The sequence below is a fragment of the Nonomuraea sp. NPDC049421 genome (genome assembly GCF_040677005.1).
Classification (GTDB): domain Bacteria; phylum Actinomycetota; class Actinomycetes; order Streptosporangiales; family Streptosporangiaceae; genus Nonomuraea; species Nonomuraea salmonea.
In genome coordinates this window covers 18,407-40,805 of sequence record NZ_JBFAQA010000009.1, presented here as the reverse complement: position 1 = coordinate 40,805, position 22,399 = coordinate 18,407, and the positions used below count along the sequence as shown (strand labels likewise).

25 protein-coding genes are annotated in these 22,399 nt (G+C 69.0%); 7 read left to right on the top strand and 18 right to left on the bottom strand.

The features are described 5' to 3' along the window. Window positions 1-17: 17 nt before the first annotated feature. Genes AB0K18_RS17260 through AB0K18_RS17245 form a run of 4 tightly spaced genes read left to right on the top strand, consistent with a single transcriptional unit; the run spans window position 18 to window position 3,406 of the window. On the top strand, window positions 18-926 hold the full coding sequence (locus AB0K18_RS17260; RefSeq protein WP_364914959.1) for an ABC transporter ATP-binding protein: 909 nt from the start codon (window positions 18-20) through the stop codon (window positions 924-926). Next, the gene (locus tag AB0K18_RS17255) at window positions 919-1,779 is read left to right on the top strand and encodes an ABC transporter permease (protein ID WP_364914958.1); all 861 of its coding nucleotides are present in this window, start codon (window positions 919-921) and stop codon (window positions 1,777-1,779) included. The genes AB0K18_RS17260 and AB0K18_RS17255 overlap by 8 nt, the downstream gene beginning before the upstream one ends. Next, complete coding sequence (locus AB0K18_RS17250) at window positions 1,776-2,690, top strand: ABC transporter ATP-binding protein (RefSeq protein ID WP_345395716.1); 915 nt, start codon at window positions 1,776-1,778, stop codon at window positions 2,688-2,690. Before AB0K18_RS17255 ends, AB0K18_RS17250 begins: the two co-directional genes overlap by 4 nt. Beyond that, a complete protein-coding gene (locus tag AB0K18_RS17245) occupies window positions 2,690-3,406 on the top strand; it encodes an ABC transporter permease (protein ID WP_364914957.1) in 717 nt (238 codons plus the stop codon). The genes AB0K18_RS17250 and AB0K18_RS17245 overlap by 1 nt, the downstream gene beginning before the upstream one ends. Window positions 3,407-3,480: 74 nt before the next feature. Here the strand turns inward: AB0K18_RS17245 and glmM are convergent, their stop codons facing one another. From glmM to rplM, 3 genes are read right to left on the bottom strand one after another with little or no spacing between them, the layout of a single operon-like run. After that, window positions 3,481-4,827 (bottom strand): phosphoglucosamine mutase, encoded by a 1,347-nt coding sequence (gene glmM / locus AB0K18_RS17240; protein ID WP_364914956.1) that lies wholly within the window; start codon window positions 4,825-4,827, stop codon window positions 3,481-3,483. A 1-nt stretch (window position 4,828) separates the two neighbouring features. Beyond that, window positions 4,829-5,353, bottom strand: coding sequence for a 30S ribosomal protein S9 (gene rpsI, locus AB0K18_RS17235; protein ID WP_364914955.1), 525 nt, complete (start codon window positions 5,351-5,353; stop codon window positions 4,829-4,831). 26 nt (window positions 5,354-5,379) lie between these two features. Further along, complete coding sequence (gene rplM / locus AB0K18_RS17230; protein WP_345395704.1) at window positions 5,380-5,823, bottom strand: 50S ribosomal protein L13; 444 nt, start codon at window positions 5,821-5,823, stop codon at window positions 5,380-5,382. A gap of 307 nt (window positions 5,824-6,130) precedes the next feature. Between rplM and AB0K18_RS17225 the strand changes: the two genes are divergently transcribed. The 3 genes from AB0K18_RS17225 to AB0K18_RS17215 all read left to right on the top strand — a co-directional run bounded on the left by AB0K18_RS17225 (window position 6,131) and on the right by AB0K18_RS17215 (window position 12,356). Beyond that, entirely contained in the window at window positions 6,131-6,895 is a 765-nt protein-coding gene (locus AB0K18_RS17225; RefSeq protein WP_364914954.1) for a CAP domain-containing protein, read from the top strand. A 24-nt stretch (window positions 6,896-6,919) separates the two neighbouring features. Continuing rightward, window positions 6,920-8,704 (top strand): hypothetical protein, encoded by a 1,785-nt coding sequence (locus AB0K18_RS17220; protein ID WP_364914953.1) that lies wholly within the window; start codon window positions 6,920-6,922, stop codon window positions 8,702-8,704. Window positions 8,705-11,441: 2,737 nt separating this feature from the next. Continuing rightward, a complete protein-coding gene (locus AB0K18_RS17215; protein ID WP_364914952.1) occupies window positions 11,442-12,356 on the top strand; it encodes a hypothetical protein in 915 nt (304 codons plus the stop codon). 293 nt (window positions 12,357-12,649) lie between these two features. Here the strand turns inward: AB0K18_RS17215 and truA are convergent, their stop codons facing one another. The 15 genes from truA to rpmD all read right to left on the bottom strand — a co-directional run bounded on the left by truA (window position 12,650) and on the right by rpmD (window position 22,398). Continuing rightward, a complete protein-coding gene (gene truA, locus AB0K18_RS17210; protein ID WP_364914951.1) occupies window positions 12,650-13,510 on the bottom strand; it encodes a tRNA pseudouridine(38-40) synthase TruA in 861 nt (286 codons plus the stop codon). 84 nt (window positions 13,511-13,594) lie between these two features. Then, window positions 13,595-14,140: a 50S ribosomal protein L17 gene (gene rplQ / locus AB0K18_RS17205; protein WP_364914950.1), complete on the bottom strand. Its 546-nt coding sequence runs from the start codon at window positions 14,138-14,140 to the stop codon at window positions 13,595-13,597. 93 nt (window positions 14,141-14,233) lie between these two features. Then, the gene (locus AB0K18_RS17200) at window positions 14,234-15,250 is read right to left on the bottom strand and encodes a DNA-directed RNA polymerase subunit alpha (RefSeq protein ID WP_043623495.1); all 1,017 of its coding nucleotides are present in this window, start codon (window positions 15,248-15,250) and stop codon (window positions 14,234-14,236) included. 97 nt (window positions 15,251-15,347) lie between these two features. Continuing rightward, window positions 15,348-15,974, bottom strand: a complete 627-nt coding sequence (gene rpsD / locus AB0K18_RS17195) for a 30S ribosomal protein S4 (protein ID WP_344896332.1) — start codon at window positions 15,972-15,974, stop codon at window positions 15,348-15,350. Window positions 15,975-15,997: 23 nt separating this feature from the next. Continuing rightward, entirely contained in the window at window positions 15,998-16,402 is a 405-nt protein-coding gene (rpsK, locus tag AB0K18_RS17190; protein WP_020542285.1) for a 30S ribosomal protein S11, read from the bottom strand. A 117-nt stretch (window positions 16,403-16,519) separates the two neighbouring features. Next, entirely contained in the window at window positions 16,520-16,900 is a 381-nt protein-coding gene (rpsM, locus tag AB0K18_RS17185) for a 30S ribosomal protein S13 (protein WP_132617274.1), read from the bottom strand. A gap of 211 nt (window positions 16,901-17,111) precedes the next feature. Further along, window positions 17,112-17,225 carry a 50S ribosomal protein L36 gene (gene rpmJ, locus AB0K18_RS17180; RefSeq protein WP_003956441.1) on the bottom strand — a complete coding sequence of 38 codons (114 nt, stop codon included), beginning with the start codon at window positions 17,223-17,225 and terminating at the stop codon, window positions 17,112-17,114. 23 nt (window positions 17,226-17,248) lie between these two features. Continuing rightward, a complete protein-coding gene (gene infA / locus AB0K18_RS17175) occupies window positions 17,249-17,470 on the bottom strand; it encodes a translation initiation factor IF-1 (protein WP_012887858.1) in 222 nt (73 codons plus the stop codon). 279 nt (window positions 17,471-17,749) lie between these two features. Beyond that, window positions 17,750-18,157, bottom strand: coding sequence for a hypothetical protein (locus AB0K18_RS17170; RefSeq protein ID WP_364914949.1), 408 nt, complete (start codon window positions 18,155-18,157; stop codon window positions 17,750-17,752). Window positions 18,158-18,259: 102 nt separating this feature from the next. Beyond that, window positions 18,260-18,691: a DUF1707 domain-containing protein gene (locus AB0K18_RS17165; protein WP_364914948.1), complete on the bottom strand. Its 432-nt coding sequence runs from the start codon at window positions 18,689-18,691 to the stop codon at window positions 18,260-18,262. 18 nt (window positions 18,692-18,709) lie between these two features. Next, window positions 18,710-19,519, bottom strand: a complete 810-nt coding sequence (map, locus tag AB0K18_RS17160; protein WP_364914947.1) for a type I methionyl aminopeptidase — start codon at window positions 19,517-19,519, stop codon at window positions 18,710-18,712. Window positions 19,520-19,631: 112 nt separating this feature from the next. Then, complete coding sequence (locus AB0K18_RS17155) at window positions 19,632-20,282, bottom strand: adenylate kinase (protein ID WP_355425584.1); 651 nt, start codon at window positions 20,280-20,282, stop codon at window positions 19,632-19,634. Beyond that, a complete protein-coding gene (gene secY / locus AB0K18_RS17150) occupies window positions 20,282-21,586 on the bottom strand; it encodes a preprotein translocase subunit SecY (RefSeq protein ID WP_364554739.1) in 1,305 nt (434 codons plus the stop codon). The genes AB0K18_RS17155 and secY overlap by 1 nt, the downstream gene beginning before the upstream one ends. Window positions 21,587-21,757: 171 nt before the next feature. After that, window positions 21,758-22,213 carry a 50S ribosomal protein L15 gene (gene rplO / locus AB0K18_RS17145; RefSeq protein ID WP_345395681.1) on the bottom strand — a complete coding sequence of 152 codons (456 nt, stop codon included), beginning with the start codon at window positions 22,211-22,213 and terminating at the stop codon, window positions 21,758-21,760. Window positions 22,214-22,215: 2 nt separating this feature from the next. Continuing rightward, entirely contained in the window at window positions 22,216-22,398 is a 183-nt protein-coding gene (gene rpmD, locus AB0K18_RS17140) for a 50S ribosomal protein L30 (RefSeq protein WP_080043226.1), read from the bottom strand. Between the last annotated feature and the right edge of the window lies 1 nt (window position 22,399).

The following is a 22,399-nucleotide window of genomic DNA, read 5'->3' as shown; positions in this document are numbered from 1 at the left end:
CGGGTAGTGTCCGGCTCATGCACATCCTCGCCACCGAGGGGCTGACCAAGCGCTTCCCCACCGTCACCGCGGTCGACCGGCTCTCGGTCACCGTGGGGCCGGGGGTCACCGGTCTGGTCGGGGCGAACGGCGCCGGCAAGTCGACGATGATCAAGATCCTGCTCGGCCTGCTGCCGCCGTCCGAGGGCACCGCGCGCGTGCTCGATCTCGACGTCACCACGCAGGGCGCCGAGATCCGCCGGCTCGTCGGCTACATGCCCGAGCACGAATGCCTGCCCCCCGACGTATCCGCGACCGAATTAGTCGTCCACCTCGCCCGCATGTCCGGGCTGCCGCGCACCGCGGCCCGCGAACGCGCCGCCGACGTGCTGCGCCACGTGGGGCTCGCGGAAGAGCGCTACCGTGCCGTCGGCACCTACTCCACCGGCATGAAACAGCGGGTGAAGCTGGCCCAGGCGCTCGTCCACGACCCCAAGCTGATCTTCCTCGACGAGCCGACCAACGGGCTCGACCCGCGCGGGCGCGACGAGATGCTGACGCTGATCCGGCGCATCGGCACCGAGTTCGGCATCAGCGTGCTGGTCACCTCCCACCTGCTCGGCGAGCTCGAGCGCATCTGCGACCACGTCATCGTCATCGACGCGGGCCGGCTGCTGCGCTCCTCGGCCATCGGCGAGTTCACCCAGGCCACCCAGACCCTGACGGTCGAGGTGGACGAGGGGCTCGACGACCTGGCCGCCAAGCTGTCCGGCGACGGGCAGGCGGTCTCGCTCCAGGGGCGGCAGCTGGTCGTCAAGGTGTCGGGCGAGCAGACGTACGACGCCATCCGCGACGCCACCGCCGAGCTGGGCCTGTGCCTGATCCGCCTGGAGCAGGGACGCCACCGCATCGAGGACGTCTTCAGGGATGAGGTGGCACATGTCTGAGATCTACGACATCGGCTATCGCCACTACGACGGCCCCAGGCTCGGCCGCGGCTACTCGACCAGGGCGCTGACGGTCCACAGCCTGCGCGGCGTCTTCGGGCTCGGCCGGCCCGCGCGCAGCAAGATCGTCCCGTACTCGCTGGTCGCCATCATGTTCTTCCCGGCCATCGTGAACATCGCCCTGATGGCCCTCGCCCAGCAGCGCGGCATCGACTACAGCGGCTTCGCGGTCGTCATGCAGGCCGTCGTGGCGATCTTCCTGGCCGCCCAGGCGCCCACGGTGGTCGCGCCCGACCTGCGCCACCGCGTCCTGCCGCTCTACCTGTCGCGTCCCGTCTCGATCGCGGAGTACGTCGGCGCGAAGGTCGCCGCGATGACCATCGCGGTCTTCGCGCTCGTCGCGGCCCCGATCACGGTGGTCTACGCGGGCGAACTGCTCATCGACATGCCCGGCCCGCCCGCCACCGGCGAGTACCTCAGCGCCGTGCTGATGGCGCTGGTGCTGGCGCTGCTGCTGTCGGTCTTCGGGCTCGCGCTGGCCTCGTTCACGCCCAGGCGCGGCCTCGGCGTGGCCTCGGTGATCACGGTCTACCTGCTGTCGTTCGCCGCGGTCCCCATCATCTACGGCACCCTCTACTCGGCGGGCAACGAGGCCGCGGCCACCTACGCCTGGCTGGTCAACCCGTTCTGGCTGGTCGACTCCGTCCAGCACGCGGTGTTCGGCACGCCGTCCCACGCGATCGAGGACGGCGTCTACCCGGGCGGCGCCGTGTCGATCGCGGTGCTGCTCGTGCTGCTCGCCGCCGGCTTCGCCGCGCTGGCCCTGCGCTACAGGAAGGCGGCCGCGCGATGAAGATCGAGCTCTCACAGGTCTCCCGCTGGTACGGCAACGTCGTCGCGGTCAACGACGTCACCATGACGATCGGGCCCGGCGTCACCGGCCTGCTCGGCCCCAACGGGGCGGGCAAGTCGACGCTCCTGCACATGATGGCCGGCTTCCTCGCCCCGTCGGGCGGCACGGTCACCCTGGACGGCACCCGCGTCTGGAAGAACCACCACATCTACCGCAGCATCGGCCTGGTCCCCGAGCGCGAGGGCGTCTACGGCTTCCTGACCGGCTGGCAGTTCGTGCTGTCCGCCGCCCGCCTGCACGGCCTGCCCGACCCCGACGAGGCCGCACGCAAGGCCCTGGCCACTGTCGAGATGGAGGAGCCCAAGGACCGGCGGGTCGAGACGTACTCCAAGGGCATGCGCCAGCGCGTCAAGGTCGCCGCTGCGCTCGTCCACGACCCGCCCGTGCTGCTGCTCGACGAGCCGTTCAACGGCATGGACCCGCGCCAGCGGCTGCACCTCATGGACCTGATCCGGGCCATGGGCACGGCGGGCAAGACCATCCTGTTCAGCTCCCACATCCTGGAGGAGGTCGAGCGGGTCGCCCAGCACATCGAGGTGCTGGTGGCCGGCCGGCACGCCGCGTCGGGCAACTTCCGCGAGATCAGGCGGCTGATGACCGACCGGCCCCACCTGTTCAGGATCCGGTCGAGCGACGACAGGAAGCTGGCCGCCGCCCTCGTACGCGACGACTCCACCGGCGGCATCACGCTGCGCCCCGACGGCCTGGAGGTCCAGGCCACCGAGTTCCGCCGCTTCGCCCGCCTCCTGCCCCAGGTCGCCCGCGCCGAGGGCGTCAGCCTGCACCAGGTCTCCCCCGCGGACGAGGACCTGGAGAGCGTCTTCTCCTACCTCATCAACAGGAGCTCCTGATGAACACAGTCGTCGCGGGCATCACCTACCGGGCCCTGCTGGGACGCCGGCGGATCATCCTGCTCCTGCTGCTCCCGCTGGCCCTGATCGGCCTCGCCGTGCTGTTCAAGGTCTTCGGCGCCGCCGACCAGCGCTCGGCCGTCCTGCTGTTGCAGAACTTCGCCATCGGCACCATGCTGCCGCTGCTCGGCCTCATCGCCGGCACCGGCGTCGTCGCCCCCGAGATCGACGACGGCACCATCATCCACCTGATGTCGAAGCCGATCTCGCGCCCGACCATCGTCATGACCAAGTTCCTGGTGGCCGCGTCGCTGCTGGCGGTGTTCGCGGCGGTGCCGACGTACGTGTCGGGCTGGCTGCTCGTACGCGGTGAGGCCGGCGTCGCCGCCGGCTTCGCCCTCGGCACCCTGGCCGCCGGCATCGCCTACGCCGCGCTGTTCCTGCTGCTCGGCATCGTCACCCGGCACGCGGTGACGATCGGCATCGTCTACGCCCTGGTCTGGGAGACCCTGGTCGGCAACCTCGTGCCCGGGGCCCGCAGGTTCTCCATCCAGCACTGGGGCCAGTCGATCGCCGACCAGCTCAGCGACTCGCCCTTCCTCAAGGCGGACGTCACGCTCGGCTTCGCCATCCCCGCCCTGCTCGTCGTCACCGTGGCCGCCGTCCTCTGGGCCGGCCAGCGCCTGCGCGCCTTCTCACTCACCGGCGACGAGTGACCCGTACGAACGAAGAAGGCCCGCGGAGAGATCCCCGCGGGCCTTCTTTCATGCCGTGTATCAGACGTCGTGTCTCACACGCAGACCTTGCGGACCACGTCGGCCAGGCGGTTCGCCACCATCGTGGCGTGCTCCTCGCTGGCCGCCTCGACCATCACCCGGATCATCGGCTCGGTGCCGCTCGGCCTGATCAGCACGCGCCCGGTCTCACCCAGCTCCGCCTCCGCCGTGGCGACGGCGGCGAGCAGCTCGGGAGCCGCGGCCTTGCCCTTGTCGACGTCCTTGACGTTGATCAGGATCTGCGGCAGCGAGGTCATGATCGAGGCCAGCTCCTTGAGCGGCACCCCCGACTTGGCCACCACGCCCAGCAGCTGCAGCGAGGTGAGCAGGCCGTCGCCGGTGGTGGCGTGGTCCAGCATGATGACGTGGCCCGACTGCTCACCGCCCAGGTTGAAGCCGTCGGCCTTCATCCGCTCAAGCACGTAACGGTCGCCCACCGCGGTCTCGACCACGGTGATGCCCGCCCCGCGCATCGCGAGCTTGAAGCCCAGGTTGGACATGACGGTCGCGACCACGGTGTCCTTGGCCAGCAGGCCGTCGCCGTGCAGCGCGGCGGCCAGCACGGCCATGATCTGGTCACCGTCGATGATCGCGCCGGTGTGGTCGACCGCCAGGCAGCGGTCGGCGTCGCCGTCGTAGGCCACGCCGAGGTCGGCCCCGCGTGAGACGACCACCTGGCAGAGCTTGTCGAGGTGGGTCGAGCCGTGACCGTCGTTGATGTTGAGGCCGTCGGGCCGCGCGCCGATGGCCTCGACCCGCGCCCCCGCGCGCACCAGCGCCTCGGGAGCCACCATGTGGGCCGCCCCGTGAGCGCAGTCGACCACGACGTGCAGGCCGTCGAGGCCGGCGTTCATCGTGGTCAGCACGTGGGAGATGTAGCGGTCCGCCTCGCCGTACGCGTCGCGCACGCGCCCCACGCCGGACCCGACGGGGAAGCTCCACTCCTCGCCGAGCCGCCGCTCGATCTCGTCCTCGACCGCGTCGGACAGCTTGAAGCCGCCGCGCGCCAGGAACTTGATGCCGTTGTCGGGCGCCGGGTTGTGCGAGGCCGACAGCATGACCCCGAGGTCGGCGCCGAGCGCCGCGGTGAGGTGGGCGACGGCAGGGGTGGGCAGCACGCCGAGGCGCAGCACGTCCACTCCAGACGCCGCGAGGCCGGCGACCACTGCGGCCTCGAGGAATTCTCCCGAGGCACGCGGGTCCCGGCCTACGACCGCCACCGGACGGCGTCCGGTAGCGGCGAACGCGCCTGCATCGCCGAGGACATGGGCCGCCGCCACGGACAGGTCCATGGCGAGCTCGGCCGTGAGGTCGCGGCCCGCGACCCCACGTACCCCGTCGGTGCCGAAGAGGCGCGCCAACTCAGCGCTTGCTGTACTGCGGAGCCTTACGGGCCTTCTTGAGGCCGTACTTCTTCCGCTCCGTGGCGCGGGCGTCACGGGTGAGGAAGCCGGCCTTCTTCAGCGGCGGGCGGTTGACGTCGACATCGAGGATCGCCAGCGCGCGGGACAGGCCCATGCGCAGCGCGCCGGCCTGGCCGGTCACGCCGCCGCCGTCGATGCGCGCGATGACGTCGAACGCCTCCTCGGCGCCGAGCACCACGAAGGGCTCGTTGACGATCTGCTGGTGGACCTTGTTCGGGAAGTAGACGTCCAGCGAACGACCGTTGATCGTCCACTTACCGGTGCCGGGGACGATGCGCACGCGGGCGATCGCCTCCTTACGGCGGCCGGTGCCGTACGAGTTGCCCGTGGTGACGGGCTTGCGCACGGGAGCGTCAGCGCTGGCGGCGGACTCGGTGGTGTACTCGGACGGGAAGTCCTCGCCGGAGAATTCCTCCAGCTCGGCCGTCTCTACGACCGTCTCGACACCGGTGGGCTCAGCCACGGTTCTCCTCTAACTCTTTCGAACTACTACTGGGCGATCTGGGTGATCTGGAACGGCACCGGCTGCTGGGCCTGGTGCGGGTGCTCGGAACCCGCGTAGACCTTCAGCTTCTTGGCCATCTTCCGACCGAGGGAGTTCTTCGGCAGCATGCCCTTGACGGCCTTCTCGACGGCCTTCTCCGGCCGCTTCTCCATGAGCTCGCCGTACGTGACGGAACGCAGACCGCCCGGGTAGCCCGAGTGGCGGTACGCCTTCTTCTGCTCAAGCTTGTTGCCGCTCAGCGCGATCTTGTCCGCGTTGATGACGATGACGAAGTCACCGGTGTCGACGTGGTTGGCGAAGATCGGCTTGTGCTTGCCGCGGAGCAGGGTCGCGACGTGGCTGGCCAGCCGGCCCAGCACGACATCGGTCGCGTCGATGACGTACCACTGACGCTGGACGTCGGCGGGCTTCGGTGAGTACGTGCGCACGGTCGTAGCCTTCTTTATGCTCGCGTCTTCGGCGCTGTCGGATGCGACAGCTACATTGGTCGGTCGGTGCGGGCACACGACGGCCCGGACCTTCCGTCTCCACAATCACGGGAGATGACGCCGGACGCGCCGCGCATCGGTCTCGCAGGACCTATGCACACAACGAACCTAAGCTACCCGCCCTGAGGCGTGCAGGTCAAAAGACCGGTAACCCTGTGCGATTCTACCTGACCTCAGAACGGTTTAGTTTCGTTTCCCTGGGACCCCTTCTTTCCCAGGACCCGACATCCCTATCGTTAGCGGCGGTATGTGGCAGATCTCTCGCACCCGGCTCACCCAGCGCGGCCCCCGGCGCCGGAGCCGTCTGGGCCTGCTGACCTGCCTGCTCTCCGTCCTGTTCACGGGCGTGCTGATCGGCCGGCTGAGCAGCGAAGAAGAGCCGGCCCGCCACATCTACCTCAGCGAGACCGCGCCGCCCGCCGCGGCCACCGCCAACCCGGCGCCGACTGTGCAGAAGAAGGCGCAGCAGCAGGTCGAGAACATCCCCAGGGGCATCACCATCAAGAAGGAAGTGGGCGAGCCCACCGCCACGCACGCGCCGCGCCGCACCCCCGACGGGCAGATCCCCGGGTTCAACTCCCACGACAACCCGTCGGCGGCGTTCGAGGACGGGCGCGAGGACGTACGGGTGCTGGCGGGCCTGGCGTCCGAGGTCGTCACGCTGACGAACTCCGCCAGGGCCAAGCGCGGATGCGGGCCGCTCAGGGTCGACGCGGGGCTGACCAGGTCGGCTCGTACGCACTCGCTGGAGATGGCCCGCGCCGGCGAGCTCGCCCACAACTCCCCCGACGGCTCCTCCCCCTGGGACCGCATGGAGCGCGCCGGATACCGCTGGGGCGCCGCCGAGAACATCGGCGCCGGATACAGCACCGCCCGGGAGGCGGTGAGCGGCTGGATGGGCAGCCCTGACCACCGCAGGAACATCCTCGACTGCCGCCTGAAGGCCATCGGCGTCGGCGTCGCCGCGGGGCCCGGAGGCCCATGGTGGACCCAAGACTTCGGAACCCAATGACGAACATCACGGTAATGTCGCCGCATGGTTTCCAACGGCAGTGGGGAACGTGAGCACGGCACCGGCAGCGCCCCCTACGGCATGGGAGGCACTCCCAGGGGCGAGGGCTCACCGGCGGACGCGACGGCGGGCAGCCTGTTCACGAGCAACGGCCCCGCAGGTGGCGGGCCCGCCGACGGGGCCCCTGGCAGCTTTTTCGCGGCCGACGGCGGCTCCGAAGGCGGCCGGCCCCGCAGGGGCAGGCCGGTCGACGAGCCCTTCCCCAACAACCCGGGCGGCGGCTCTGACGCGCCCGGCAGCCTGTTCATGAGCGGCTCCGGCCGCCACGGCGGGCCCGGCGGTCCTTCTGGCCCTGGCGGTCCTGCCGGTCCCGGTGGTCCCGGTGGTCCCGGTGGTCCCGGTGGTCCCGGTGGTCCCGGTGACCCTGCCGGCCCTGCTGGTTTCGGTGGCCCTGCTGGTTTCGGCGGCCCTGACGGTTTCGGCGGCCCTGACGGCCCTGCCGGTGGGCCCGGCGGCGCTCCGGGCGGTGCTTCCGGCGGTCGCGGCCGTCACGGCGGCGGCCCTGCCGGCCCTGGTGGCCCTGGCGGCCCCGGTGGTCCCGGTGGTCCTGCCGGCCCTGGCGGCCCCGGTGGCCCGGGTGGGGGTTTCGGCGGCGGGCCTGCCGGTCCGCCGCAGGGCGGCTTCGGCACGGACCCGTTCGGCGGTCCGAGTGGGGCGCACGCGGTTCCCGGCCGACGAGCCGCCGCACCGAACGGTCCTGGCGGCGGTCCCGGTGGGGGACCCGGTGGCGGTCCTGGGGGCGACCCCTCCGCGAGCGCCGCCACCTCCGCCTTCGGAGCGCCCACCCCGCCGGAGGGCACCGACGGCAAGGACGACAAGGACAGCAAGGGCAGAGGCAAGGGCAGGGGCAAGGACGGCAAGAAGGGCAGGGGCGACGACTCCACCTCTTCCGGAAAGTCCCGCCGAGGCCGTAAAGACCGCGGTGCCGCGGCAGACCCCGAGACCGGCGGCGACACCGGCAAGGGCAAGCCCGAGGACGACTACACGAACAGGGCTCCCCAGAGCCGCATCGGCTGGAGCCCGTACGACGAGGGCAGCCGCTCCCGCGGCCCGCTGCTCGCCGGCATCGGCGGCCTGGTGGTGCTCGGCCTGCTCGGCGGCGGCCTGGCCCTGATGTACAACGCCGACGACCCGGTCACCGCAGAGACCGCCGCGGCCCGCCAGACCTCGGCGCCGCTGCCCTCGGTCCCGCCCGGCAAGTACGGCTTCGCCGCCAGCCGCAAGACCGACCCCGACCCGATCTCGGTCAAGGAGCTGTTCGGCAAGAAGCGGAAGTTCACCGTCTCGAAGCGCGGCTACGAGATGACGATCACCAGCAAGGACAAGAAGTGCACGGACGGCGCTCTCGGCGACTCCCTGCAGAAGGCGCTCAAGTCCGCCAAGTGCACCCAGTTCGTCCGCGCGAGCTTCCGTGACAAGGCCGGCGTGGTGATCGGCACGGTGGGCGTGGCCAACCTCAGCTCCGAGAAGCAGGCGGCCAAGGTCGCCAAGGCCGGCAGCACGAGCAACTACGTCAAGCCCCTGGCGGGCAAGGACGAGGTCACCAAGCAGCTCGGCTCGGGCGCAGGCGGCGCCAAGATCTCGACGTACGGGCACTACGCGATCCTCGTGTGGTTCCAGAACAAGGACGGCACGAAGCCCGACTCGAAGGGCTCGAAGCGGATCTCTCAGGCCATCGTCGACATCACCAAGGCCACCGTGTACGTGGCCCTGGACAACCGGGTTCTGACCGGCAACGCGCTCAGCTGACTGGTCTTTTGGGGCGAACCCGCTGCAAAGGGGCTCGTGATGCTCCTGGGAACGCCCATACCGGCCTAACGATCTCGCTCCGCTCGCTAGGCTCCAAGCTATGCGTGGCCAGGAACCCGGGTCTGAGCACGATCAGAGGGAGGCCGACGGTTCGGCCGCCCCAGCGACACCACCGCCGAGCTTCGGCCAGACCAACGGGCGAGACGTTCCACCGGCGTCCACTCCCTCCGGCGAGCGGACGTCGGCCCACCCACACCCATCGGGCACCTCCCCCTACCCTTCGGGCTCCCCCGGAGCTGCGGCCGCCGGCAACGACCCCGGCGACCCCAACCCTCCCCTGCCCGACGGCCCTCCAGCCACCGAGCCACGCCTCCAGGCACCGGAACCCCCGTCAACGTCCGGGAAGAGTCAGGCGACCCCGACAGCGCCCACATCCTCTGGGGACCAACCGGCACCCGCCGCCCAGGACGCCAAAAACGCGCCCGCGGACCTTCCGGCGGACGCCCAGCCCTGGGAAGTCCCCGCCAACGACGGGGCTCCCTACGACTGGCTCTCCGACCCGGCCATCTCCCAGCCTCCCTCCGGGCCCACGCCCAACGCCCCACCCCGCTTCGGCCAACCCCCCTTCACCGGCCCGCAAGCCACCCCCCAACCGCATAACCAGCCACCCTTCGGACCACCACAAGGCCAGCCACCCTTCGGTGCACCGCAAGGCCAGCCACCCTTCGGTGCACCGCAAGGCCAGCCACCCTTCGGTGCACCGCAAGGCCAGCCGCCTTTCGGACCACCGCAGGACCACCCACCTTTCGCACCACCCGAGGGCCAACCGCCTTCCGGGTCGCCGCAGGGCCGGCCACCTTTCACCCCGGCACAGGGCGCCCCCACCACGCCCCCCTTCGGCGCGCCACAAGCCGACCAGCACGCCTTCGGCCACCCTCAGGGCGACCCCGCCACCCCACCTTTCGGCGCGCCCCAGGCCGACAACCGCGCGTTCGCGCAGGGCGGCCCTGGCACCCCACCGTCCGGTCACGGCGGGCCCGGCGCCACGCCATTCGGTCAGGGCGGGCCCGGCGCCACGCCGCCAGGTGCCCAACCGCCGGGCGCCCAGCCACCAGGTGCGCAGCCACCGGGCGGACGGCCTCCGGCCCCTGACCACGGTCACCCGCACTTCGGTGCGCCTCAGGGCGGCCCGCACGCGTTCGGCCAGCAGCCGCCGGGGGCGCCGTTCGGCGTGTCGCAGCCGCACCCCGCAGCAGGCCCGCCGCACCCAGGCCAGCCGCCGTTCGCCGCGCCCCACCCCCACCAGCCGCTCGCCGCACCACACCCCGAGCAGCCACCAGCGCCACCCCACCCCATGCCCCCGAACGCCCAGCAACAGCCCGGCCAGGGCGCTTGGCCTGCGGAGGGCCCGGGATCGACAACCCCACCGTGGGAGCCACCGCCGGCGTTCACCGCAGCGGCAGCGGGCATGCCAACGTGGCCCGCACCGGTGTCGGACGCCCACGCCATGCCCCCATGGCCGGCCGCCACAGGCGAGCTGGAGGCCGTCCCCGACGCGGACGAGCCCTTCCTCCCGCCCCCCTTCAACCCGAACCCGACCCCGTTCATCCTGAACCAGGTAAGCGCCGGCGACACGGACTACCCGGCCGACGGCACCAGCCTGGACGCGATCACCACGGACCCGGAGGGCCTCCCAGCGGGGCACTACTCCGACCCGGCCGGCCAAGACGCCAAGGAGCAGGCCCAGCCAGGCGACACACCCGCGCCCAGCGCGCCTCGCTCCCTCTCCTCAAACGAGGCACCCACCCGCCCGGCCAGCACCCAAACGCCGTTCCCTCAAGTCGGCGCAACGGCCCACCAAGGCGACACCCACCCGAACGCCTTCCACCCGGCCGACACGGACACCACCCGCGCCCACACCACAAAGCCGGGCGAAACCGAGCCGGCCGACACCGACCCGGACATCACCCGACAGCACACCCCGAAACCAGCGGCCAGCAACCAGGCACATCCCCCGCGCCCAGGCACCGTCCACGCGAACACCGATCACACGGACGCCGAGCACGCGAACACCGCCTTTGCAGACACCGGCCACCCGGACGGCACCCTTTCGGACGCCGACCTTTCGGACGCGGACTACACCGACGCCAACGCCACCCGTCCGGCCCTGCCACGCCCCGACGCAACACACGGGGACGCACCCCACGGGGACGCAACCCACTCGGACACGGCAGCCACCCACGAAGGCGACGAATCTTCGCCGACGGTCGCCCACCCGACCCAGGGCTCTTCAGGCCCCGTCGGCAACGGCTCAAAGCCGGCTCAGATCGGCACAGAGCCGGCTGAAGGCGGCGCACAGCAGTCCGACGACACCACGGAGCAGCCCACCGCCGCTCACCCGCGCCCAGTCACACTCCCGCATGCGGGCTCAGCAGCGCACACGGATCCGCACCCGGACCAAGCACCGGGAACGGACTCGACCGTCGGCTCAGACAACAAGCAGCAGCCCACAGACCAGGAGAACCCCGACACCCCACACCCCACCACGCCACACACCACAGGAAAGGCCGCAGCGGCCGCCCAGGTGAACCCGGCTGCAGAAACGGACCCAACCGGCCACACAGGTTCTGCCGACCACACAGACTCGGCCGGCCCCGGTGGCGAGGTCGAGGCCGCTGCGGCGGCCACCTCACCGAATCGACCCCATGACCCCGCCCGCCCCCCGGAGCCAGGCGATGTGCCCGTCTGGCCCCCCACGCCCGCGACCGGTGACAAACTGCCCGAGCTCCCGTTCTCCAGAGACACCTGGGGCCAGAAGCCCACGTCGGCTTTCAACGTCCCCGCCCAGACGAGGCCGGGCGCTCCGGCCTTCCCACCGGGCGCCTTCAAGCAGCCCCCGTTCCAGACGCCACCACCACCCCCGCCACCGCCCAAGAGCAAGCGGGCCCTGCTGGTGACCCTGGGCGCGCTGGCCCTGGCCGGCATCGCGACGGGCGGCTTCTTCGCGTACCAGACGGTGACCTCACCGGCCCCGACGACGGCCGCCACGCGAGCGTCGGTGCCGCCACCGTCGGCGACGGCCAACGCCGCCACCCCGCCACCCGAGACCCCGGCGGCGACGTCCGTCCTCGACTCGGAGCAGACCGACCCGCAGAAGCTGTCCCTCTCGGAGGCGTTCCCGAAGAAGAAGGTGAGCGCGGCGGGCACCACGTTCACACGGGTCAAGGCCGGCATGGAGACGACGTGCGCCAAGGCCGCGACGGGCGCGTTCGCCGACGCGCTGAAGGAGCGGAAGTGCAGCCGGGTGCTGAGGGCCACGTACGTCGACAGCAAGCGCCGCTACGCGGTCACCACGGGCATGGCCGTCCTGCCTGACAAGGACGCCGCCGCCGCGGCCGACCAGGCGAAGGACCTGCCGAACAACGTCTGGTTCCGCCCCCTGCCCGGCCCTGAGAAGTCGGGCGGCGAGCGGGTGCACATCGCCGGCGGCTACGCGGCGGGCCTGGTCTGGGGCCGCTACATCGTCTTCAGCTACGCCACCCACGCCGACGGCCACACCCCGAAGGCCGACGAGAAGACGCTCCCGAAGGTGAGCGCCGAGTTCCGCGACCTGACCTCAGAGGTCCTGGAACACCGCGCCACCAAGGACTGACAACCGCAAATCGGGGCGTACGAAGAGGCACCAGCCCCCGTACGCCCCGACCCGACCACCCTCACACCAGTTGTCACCGCACGCGCCACCTCACGCCAGGGACGGGCGCATCCTCGCACTCCCCAGCACAGCGACCTCAAGCTGAGCGCGCACACAACCGCCACAGGCAGCGCGACGCCACAGAGGACCCAAAGGCACGAAGCACGGGGCCAGGAACACGGGGTCAGGAACATGCCGTCAGAAGCATGAACCCCGAAAGCACGAGACTCGAAGCACGAGCGCCGAAGCGACGCTTAGTCGGCGTCCGCCCCCACCGTACGAACCCGCCGCGTAGCCGCCGCCCGGGCGGCGAGCTCCTCAGCGGCCGGATATCCGACCTCCTCAAGGCACAGCCCATGAGCGGGCGCGACATGCACCCCGGAGTCCCGCACCCCACGGGTCAGCACCTCAGCAGGCCACTCAACGGAACGCCGCCCCTCCCCGACGGCCAGCAACGACCCCACCAGCGCCCGCACCATCGAGTGGCAGAAGGCATCAGCCACCACAGTGGCGACCAGCACGCCTGAGTCCTCGCGCACCCAGTCGAGCCGCTGCAGCTCCCGGATGGTGGTGGCGCCTTCGCGCTTCTTGCAGAAGGCCGCGAAGTCGTGCTCCCCGAGCAGCAGCGCGGCGGCGGCGTTCAGCGCGCCGAGGTCGAGCGGCCGGTTGTGCCAGACGACCTCACGCCGCCGCAACGGGTCGACGCCTCCGGGACCATCCCCCACCCGGTACGCATACCGCCGGAACAAAGCCGAGAACCGCGCGTCAAAGCCCTCAGGAGCCACCGAGACCCGATAAATCCGTACATCGGGCTCCAGGACACCACCCAGCCGCCGCACGAGCGCAGAGAGCCGCTCATCGACGCCCAGCGGCCCCCGGCGCCCGTCGAGCTCCCCCAGCGCCGCCTCAGGCACGTCCACATGCGCGACCTGCCCCCGCGCATGCACCCCCGCATCGGTACGCCCGGCAACGGTCAGCATGGCCGGCGAGGAAAGCCGCAGGATCCGCGTGAGCGCCAGCTCGATCTCCCCCTGGACGGTACGCAGCCCCGGCTGCCGAGCCCATCCGGAGAAGTCGGTCCCGTCATACGCGAGATCGAGGCGAAGCCGTACCACGATGATCCCCCCATCAAAAGGGCCCGAACTCAAAAAACGGGCCCGAACCCCGCAAAGGGGATCGGGCCCGTCCAGCCTGAAAGATCAGGCCTCGTCCTTCTTCGCCTCGCCCTCGGCGGGAGCGGACTCCTCAGCCTTGGCCTCAGCAGCCTCGGCGGGAGCCTCAGAAGCCGGAGCCTCAGCGGCCGGCGCCTCGGCAGCGGTCTCCTCGGCAGGAGCCTCAGCCGGAGCAGCGGCGGGAGCCTCGGTACGGCGGGTGGTGACGCCGTTCAGCGGCTCGGTCACCAGCTCGATGACCGCCATCGGGGCGTTGTCGCCCTTACGCGCACCGATCTTGGTGATGCGGGTGTAGCCACCGGGACGCTCGGCGAACGTCGGCGCGATCTCGGTGAACAGCTGGTGCACGACGCCCTTGTCCCGAACGACGGTCAGGACCTGACGCCGGTTGTGGATGTCGCCCTTCTTCGCCTTGGTGATCAGGCGCTCCGCCAGCGGGCGCAGGCGCTTGGCCTTGGCGACCGTCGTGCGGATCTTGCCGTGGCGGAACAGGTCCGTGGCCAGGTTGGCCAGGATCAGCCGCTCGTGCGCCGGGCTGCCGCCAAGACGTGCACCCTTGGTGGGCTTGGGCATGTCATTTCTCCTTGAGGTTCACCCGCCCCGGCCGTGCCAGGTACCGGGGTCGGGCCGCCAGGCCCCCGGACGGGGGCCCGCGCTAGCTGGGAATCAGTACTGCTCGGTCTCGACGTACGCGCTGTCGTCGTCGTCGTAGCCGCCGCCGGCCACCGCGCTCGGGTCGAACCCGGGCGGGGAGTCCTTGAGCGCCAGCGACATCTCGTGCAGCTTCTGCTTGACCTCTTCGATCGACTTGGCGCCGAAGTTGCGGATGTCGAGCAGGTCCTGCTCGCTGCGGGCGACGAGCTCACCCACGGTGTGGATGCCCTCGCGCTTGAGGCAGTTGTAGGAGCGAACCGTGAGGTTGAGCTCCTCGATCGGCAGCGCCAGGTCGGCGGCGAGAGCGGCGTCGGTCGGCGACGGGCCGATGTCGATGCCCTCGGCCTCGACGTTGAGCTCGCGGGCCAGGCCGAAGAGCTCGACGAGCGTCTTACCGGCGGAGGCCACCGCGTCGCGGGGCTTCATCGCGGGCTTGGTCTCGACGTCGAGGATGAGACGGTCGAAGTCGGTACGCTGCTCGACTCGGGTCGCCTCGACCTTGTAGGTGACCTTGAGCACCGGGGAGTAGATGGAGTCGATCGGGATGCGACCGATCTCCTGGCCCGGCTGCTTGTTCTGGGCGGCGGAGACGTAGCCGCGACCGCGCTCGACGGTCAGCTCCATCTCCAGCTTGGCCTTGCCGTTGAGCGTCGCGATGCGCAGCTCGGGGTTGTGCACCTCGACACCGGCGGGCGGCGCGATGTCGGCGGCGGTGACCTCACCCGGGCCCTGCTTGCGCAGGTACATCACGACCGGCTCGTCGTGCTCGGAGGAGACGACCAGTTCCTTGAGGTTGAGGATGATGTCGGTGACGTCTTCCTTGACCCCGGGGACGGTCGAGAACTCGTGCAGCACGCCCTCGATGCGGATGCTCGTCACGGCCGCGCCCGGGATGGACGACAGCAGCGTGCGGCGCAGCGAGTTGCCGATGGTGTAGCCGAAGCCGGGCTCCAGCGGCTCGATGACGAACCGGGACCGGGTCTCGTCGATCGACTCTTCGAGAAGAGTCGGACGCTGAGCGATCAGCATGTGCGGGTCTCCCCTTTTTTCGTGTGACGCCCGCTATATGACGCCACTCCGATGAACAGCGTAGCCGGGGTACGGCGATGCGTACCCCGGCCGAGGCTCACTTCGAGTAGTACTCGACGATGAGCTGCTCTTGAACCTGCGTGTCGATCTGCTGGCGCACCGGAAGCTGGTGAACCAGGACGCGCAGCTTGTCGGGCACGACGCCGAGCCACGCGGGAACCGTGCGCTCGCCGGCGGTGGCGCGAGCCACCTCGTACGGCAACAGGTTGCGCTTGGTCTCGCGGACCTCGATGATGTCGTGCTCGCGGACGCGGTAGGACGGGATGTCCACCTTCTTCCCGTTGACCAGGAAGTGTCCGTGACGGACCTGCTGGCGGGCGGCGTCACGCGACTGGGCGAACCCGGCGCGGTAGACGACGTTGTCGAGCCGGCTCTCCAGGATCTGGAGCAGCACCTCACCCGACTTGCCCGTGCGGCCCGCGGCCTCCTCGTAGTAGTTGTGGAACTGCTTCTCGAGGACGCCGTAGATGCGGCGGGTCTTCTGCTTCTCGCGAAGCTGAAGCTGGTACTCGGACTCCTTGGGACGTCCGCGACCGTGCTCACCCGGCGGGTAAGGACGGATCTCGATGGGGCACTTGGCGGACTCGCACTTGCTGCCCTTGAGGAAGAGCTTGGTCTTCTCGCGGCGGCAGAGCTTGCAGTCGGCGCCCGTGTAACGAGCCATTTCTTCGTATCTCCTGGGCTAAGTCAGACGCGGCGGCGCTTCGGCGGCCGGCAACCGTTGTGCGGAACCGGGGTGACGTCCTGGATCGAGCCCACCTCGAGGCCGGTGGCCTGCAGCGAGCGGATCGCGGTCTCACGGCCGGAGCCGGGACCCTTGACGAAGACGTCGACCTTGCGCATGCCGTGCTCCATGGCGCGGCGGGCGGCGTTCTCGGCGGCCATCTGGGCGGCGAACGGGGTGGACTTACGGGAGCCCTTGAAACCCACGTGGCCGGCGCTGGCCCAGGAGATCACGTTCCCGTTGGGGTCGGTGATCGAGACGATCGTGTTGTTGAACGTGCTCTTGATGTGGGCGTGCCCATGAGCGACGTTCTTCTTCTCCTTGCGGCGCACCTTCTTCGGCGCACCCTGGCGGCTCTTAGGAGGCATTGTTTGCCATTACTCCTGAGGTCTTCGGTCCGCGGCTGTGTGTGATGGTCGCCGGCCCGGCACCCGCCGGTCGCGTGTGCGACCGGGGCCGGACGGGTGGCGACATCCCGTGCGGGACTACTTCTTACCGGGCTTCTTCTTGCCGGCGACGGTCTTCTTCTTGCCCTTACGGGTGCGCGCGTTGGTCTGCGTGCGCTGACCGTGCACGGGCAGGCCCTTGCGGTGCCGGATGCCCTGGTAGCAACCGATCTCGATCTTGCGGCGGATGTCGGCCTGGACCTCGCGGCGCAGGTCACCCTCGATCTTGTAGTTCGCCTCGATGTAGTCACGCATCGGGACGAGCTCGGTGTCGCTGAGCTGGTGCACGCGCAGGTCGCCGCTGACACCGGTGGCCTGCAGGATCTCCTGGGCGCGGGTGCGGCCGATTCCGTAAATGTAGGTGAGAGCGATCTCCAGCCGCTTGTCGCGGGGGAGGTCGACGCCAACCAGGCGAGCCATGGTCGGGCATTCTCCTTCTTTGTGGCGGAGGTCTTGCGCCGCACTACCCCTCCCCAATGCCCGGGGTGAGGGCCCCGGCCTCCGACCGGGGGTCTCCTGAGCGGTTCGGCGATGCCGCCTGCTCAGGTGCGAGACGCGCTAACTGACTCGAGGCTTCTCATGCGTCGAGCCCGCTCCCTTGCGGGGCGGACTCGGAGAAGCCTTGCGGCGACTAACCCTGACGCTGCTTGTGGCGCAGGTTGTCGCAGATCACCATGACGCGACCGTGCCGGCGAATCACCTTGCACTTGTCGCAGATCTTCTTGACGCTCGGCTTTACCTTCATTGTCCTTTGATTCCTCAGACGTCTTACTTGTATCGGTAGACGATCCGCCCGCGACTCAGGTCGTAGGGGCTCAGTTCAACGACTACCCGGTCGTCGGGAAGAATCCGGATGTAGTGCATCCGCATCCGTCCGCTGATATGGGCAAGGACTTTGTGGCCGTTGTCGAGCTGCACCCGGAACATGGCGTTCGGGAGCGATTCGACCACAGTGCCCTCGATCTCGATGGCGCCGTCTTTCTTGGCCAAAATTCCTCGCGTTTCACTGATCGGTCGTCTGAGGCTCCGGTTCACTAAGCAGCCGCGACCTTCACGCTTCGAAGAGAGCGACGGCCGGCAAAGACCGCCGACGCGTGATAAGTCATAGTGAGCCGACTAAGGAGTGTACGACACCTGGGCCCAAAACGCGAAACGCGTGCCAGGTGTCCTGACACAACCACGTAGGAGTCTACCCCACCCCGCAAGCCGCGACGCCCACAACACGAGGCCCGCCAGGGAAGCTCCCCCGACGGGCCAGGCTGGACGGACCTAGTAGATGCGGTGCACCGAACCGCAGTACTTCGACTTGCCGCCCCAGCAGGTGTACGTGTAGATCCGCTTGATCCCCTTGCCCGACCAGCTGCCGTGGTGCTTGCCGTTCCATGGACGGTAGAACTTGTGCCACTTGCCGCCCGAGTAGTAGCGGAACCAGACGTAGCCGAGCTTCGAGGTGGACTCCTTGCCGTACCAGTGGGTGTAGACCTTCCCGCCCTTCTTGAAGGTCTTGCCGTAGGTGTAGGCCTTGTGGTTGCTGCTGTAGTACTTGCCCCAGCTGCCCGCAGAGCTCGCCTGGACGGCGCCGGCGGTCACCGGGGCGGCCAGGGCGGCGGGGGCGACGGCGAGGCCGGTGATGGCCATGGAGCCGGCGAGAGCGGTGGCCGCAAGGATCTTGCGCATCGATTCCTCCGAGTGGGTGGTGTTTCCCGACACCACTCACGCTAGGAATCGCCGCTTTTACGCACTGCGCACGAATGCACACAGTGCACTAGTGCACAAAGCCTAGGACTCCTTCGGCTGGTTGTTACCGCCGAAGACCGTGCTCACCAGCAAGATGACACCCCATGGACCCATCACCCACAGGGGCCACGGATAGATCAGGTCGCCCGTGGTGACGCTCACGATCAGCCAGATGACCCAGTTGATGCCGCTGGCCGCGGCCCAGGCGCTCCAGGCCGCCGCCATGCCGCTGTGCATGCCCTTCTTGTCGGGCGCCGTCGAGCCGGCCTTGACCGGCAGGTGGCGCAGATCGACGTCGGGCAGGTCGGAGGTGAGCCTGGCCAGCTCGCCGTAGGTCTTGCTCTTGTAGAGCTGCTCCAGCCGCTCGTTGAACTCGTCCATCGTGATGCGGCCCTGCGCGGTGTGCTCGCGGAGGATGGCGGCGACGCGGTCACGGTCGGCGTCGGAGGCACGCATCTCGGGGCTGTTCGCCATCCCACCACTCCCGGGGAGCTAGATCTGCAGTTGAGCGAGGCGCTCTTTGCCCCCATCTAGAGCGGTGAGCACCCAAGGTCCATTATGTGTCACAGCCACGCTGTGCTCGAAGTGTGCGGAGTGCTTGCCGTCGACCGTGACCACGGTCCAGTCGTCGGCCAGTACGCGCGTCCGCTCGGTGCCGAGGTTGACCATGGGCTCGATGGCCAGGCACATGCCCTCCTCCAGCGCCGGCCCGCGGCCCGGCTTGCCGTGGTTGGCGATCCACGGGTCCATGTGCATCTCGGTGCCGATGCCGTGGCCGCCGTACTCAGGGGGGATGCCGTAGCGGCCCTGCGACTTCACGTACCGCTCGACCGCGTGGCCGATGTCGGACAGGTGGCGGCCCGGCTTGAGCGCGGCGATGCCGCGCCACATGGCCTCCTCGGTCACCCGCATCAGCTCGGTCAGCTTGGGGTCCACCTCGCCGATCGGCACCGTGACGGCCGAGTCGCCGTGCCAGCCCTCGAGGATGGCGCCGCAGTCGATCGAGATGATGTCGCCCTCGCGCAGCTTGCGGGCGTTCGTCGGGATGCCGTGGACGACCTCGTTGTTCACCGACGCGCAGATCGTCGCGGGGAAGCCCTGGTAGCCCTTGAACGACGGGATCGCGCCCTCGTCCCTGATCGCCTTCTCGGCGATGACGTCGAGGTCGAGCGGCGTCATGCCCGGCTGCACCGAGCGCTTGAGCAGGTCGAGCGTACGCCCGACCACGAGACCTGCCGCCCGCATCTTCTCCAGCTGCTCCGGCGACTTGATCTGGATGCCGTGCCTGTTCCGTTTGAACATCTTTTGCCCCCCTGGGTCTCAACGGGCCACGATGGGGGCCCAATTCCCCCACAATAGCCGCGAGGTGGCACGGGAACCCGTGCCACCTCCGCGAATCAGTCGTACTCGGCGCTCAGCCCATGAAAGGCCGGATCGCGTCCATGGCCCGCTGAGTGACCTCTTCGACCGGCCCTGTGGCGTCCACGCCCACCAGGATGCCCTCGTCGGCGTAGTAGGAGACCAGCGGCGCCGTCTGCTCCTGGTAGACCTCCAGGCGATGCCTGACGGTCTCCTCCTTGTCGTCGTCACGCTGGAAGAGCGCGCCCCCGCACGCGTCACACTTGTCGTCCTTCTTGTCATCGAACTCGACGTGCCAGATGCGGCCGCACTGGCTGCAGGTGCGCCGGCCGGCGAGCCGCCGCACCACCTCGTCGTCGTCGACGACGAGCTCAAGCACGAGGTCGAGCTCCTGACCCCAGTCCTTGAGCATGTCGCGCAGGATCTCCGCCTGCGCGACGTTCCTCGGGAAGCCGTCGAGCAGGAACCCGTCCTGCGCGTCGTCTTCGGACAGACGGTCACGGACCATGGCGATGGTGACCTCGTCGGGCACCAGGTCGCCGCGGTCCATGTACGTCTTGGCCAGCTTGCCAAGGTCCGTGCCGCCCGAGACGTTGGCACGGAAGATGTCACCTGTCGAGATCTTCGGGATGGACAGGTTCGATGCGATGTACTGGGCCTGCGTCCCCTTACCCGCTCCGGGGGGCCCGACCAGAACGAGACGCACTACCGCAGGAAACCTTCGTAGTTACGCTGCTGCAGCTGGCTCTCGATCTGCTTGACCGTGTCCAGGCCGACACCAACCATGATCAGAATGCTCGTCCCTCCGAACGGGAAGTTCTGGCTCGCACCGGCCACGGCCAGCGCGACGATCGGGACCATGGAGATCAGACCCAGATAGAGCGCGCCTGGCGCGGTCAGACGGGTGAGCACGAAGTTCAGGTATTCAGCCGTCGGACGGCCGGGGCGGATGCCCGGAATGAACCCACCGTACTTCTTCATGTTGTCGGCGACTTCAGGGGGGTTGAAGGTAATCGACACGTAGAAGTAGGTGAAGAAGATGATCAGCAGGAAGAAGGTCGCCATGTAGATCGGCGTGTCGCCGGTGGCGAGGTTCTGCGAGATCCAGGTGATCACCGCGTTCTCGCTGGTGGAGAAGAGCGAGGTGAGCAGCTGCGGAAGGTAGAGCAGCGAGGAGGCGAAGATGACCGGGATGATGCCGGCCTGGTTGACCTTCAGCGGGATGTAGGTCGAGGTGCCGCCGTACATCCTGCGGCCGACCATGCGCTTGGCGTACTGGACCGGGATGCGGCGCTGCGCCTGCTCGACGAAGACCACCGCGGCGATCATGAAGATACCGACGACCATGACGACCGCGAAGGTGAACTTGTTCGCCTGGAAGATGTTGGCCAGCTCGGACGGGAAGACCGCGACGACCTGGGTGAAGATCAGGATGGACATGCCGTTGCCGACGCCCCGGTCGGTGATGAGCTCACCGAGCCACATGATGACCGACGTACCGGCGGTCATGATGATCACCATCGTCACGATGCCGAAGATGTTGTCGGGGTCGAGCAGCACGTCCTGCTGGCAGTTCGGGAAGAGCTGGCCGGTACGCGCGAGCGCGATGAAGGCCGTCGACTGAAGGACCGCGAGGCCGATCGTCAGATAACGCGTATACTGCGTGATCTTGGTCTGGCCGGCCTGGCCTTCCTTCTTCAGCGCCTCGAGGCGCGGGATCACGACGACGAGCAGCTGCAGGATGATGCTCGCGGTGATGTACGGCATGATGCCCAGTGCGAACACCGACAGCTTCAGCAGCGCACCGCCGCTGAACAGCTGCACCATCCCGTAAATATTGCCGGTTTCGCCACTACGAGCCTGATCGAAACAGGCGGCGAGGTTCTGGACGTGGACTCCCGGAGTCGGAAGAACCGAGCCGAGACGGAAAAGCGCGATGATGCCCAGCGTGAAGAGCAACTTCTTGCGCAGGTCCGGTGTCCGGAACGCCCGGGTAAACGCGGTCAGCACGGTCCCTCCTGCGCGCCTTTACGGCGGTGTGAGTAAGCGATGGTGCGGGGATCTGCCATCTGAAGTCTCATTGTCAAACGAGCCGGACAGAAGCCTGCCGTCTCGCGAACTCTAACGCACTACGGGCGTGGGAGCCCATTGTCAAAGCCCCCACGCCTCGTCATAGCGTCTTTACAGCTCGGTAACGGAACCACCGGCAGCGGTGATCTTCTCCTTGGCTGCGGACGAGAAGGCGTGAGCCTGCACGTTCACCGCGACGGAGATCTCGCCGGTGCCGAGCACCTTCACGAGCTGGTTCTTGCGGACAGCACCCTTGGCGACCAGCGCCTCGACGGTGACCTCGCCACCCTCGGGGAACAGCTCGCCCAGCCTGTCGAGGTTGACGACCTGGTACGTCGTCTTGAACAGGGCGTTGGAGAAGCCCTTGAGCTTCGGCAGACGCCTCTGCAGCGGCACCTGGCCACCCTCGAAGCCGAGGGGCACCGTGGTGCGGGCGTGGCTGCCCTTGGTGCCGCGACCGGCCGTCTTGCCCTTCGACGCCTCGCCGCGACCCTTGCGGATCTTGGCCTTGTTGGCGCCGGGGGCGGGACGCAGGTCGTGAATCTTCAGCGGAGCCTTGTCAGTCATGACTAGTCGACCTCTTCCACCTCGACGAGGTGCGTCACCACGGAGACCATGCCGCGAATCTCGGGCCGGTCCTCCTTGACGACGACGTCGCCGATTCGCTTCAGGCCAAGCGAACGCAGCGAGTCGCGCTGGTTCTGCTTGCCACCGATCTTCGAGCGAACCTGAGTGATCTTCAGGCGTGCCATG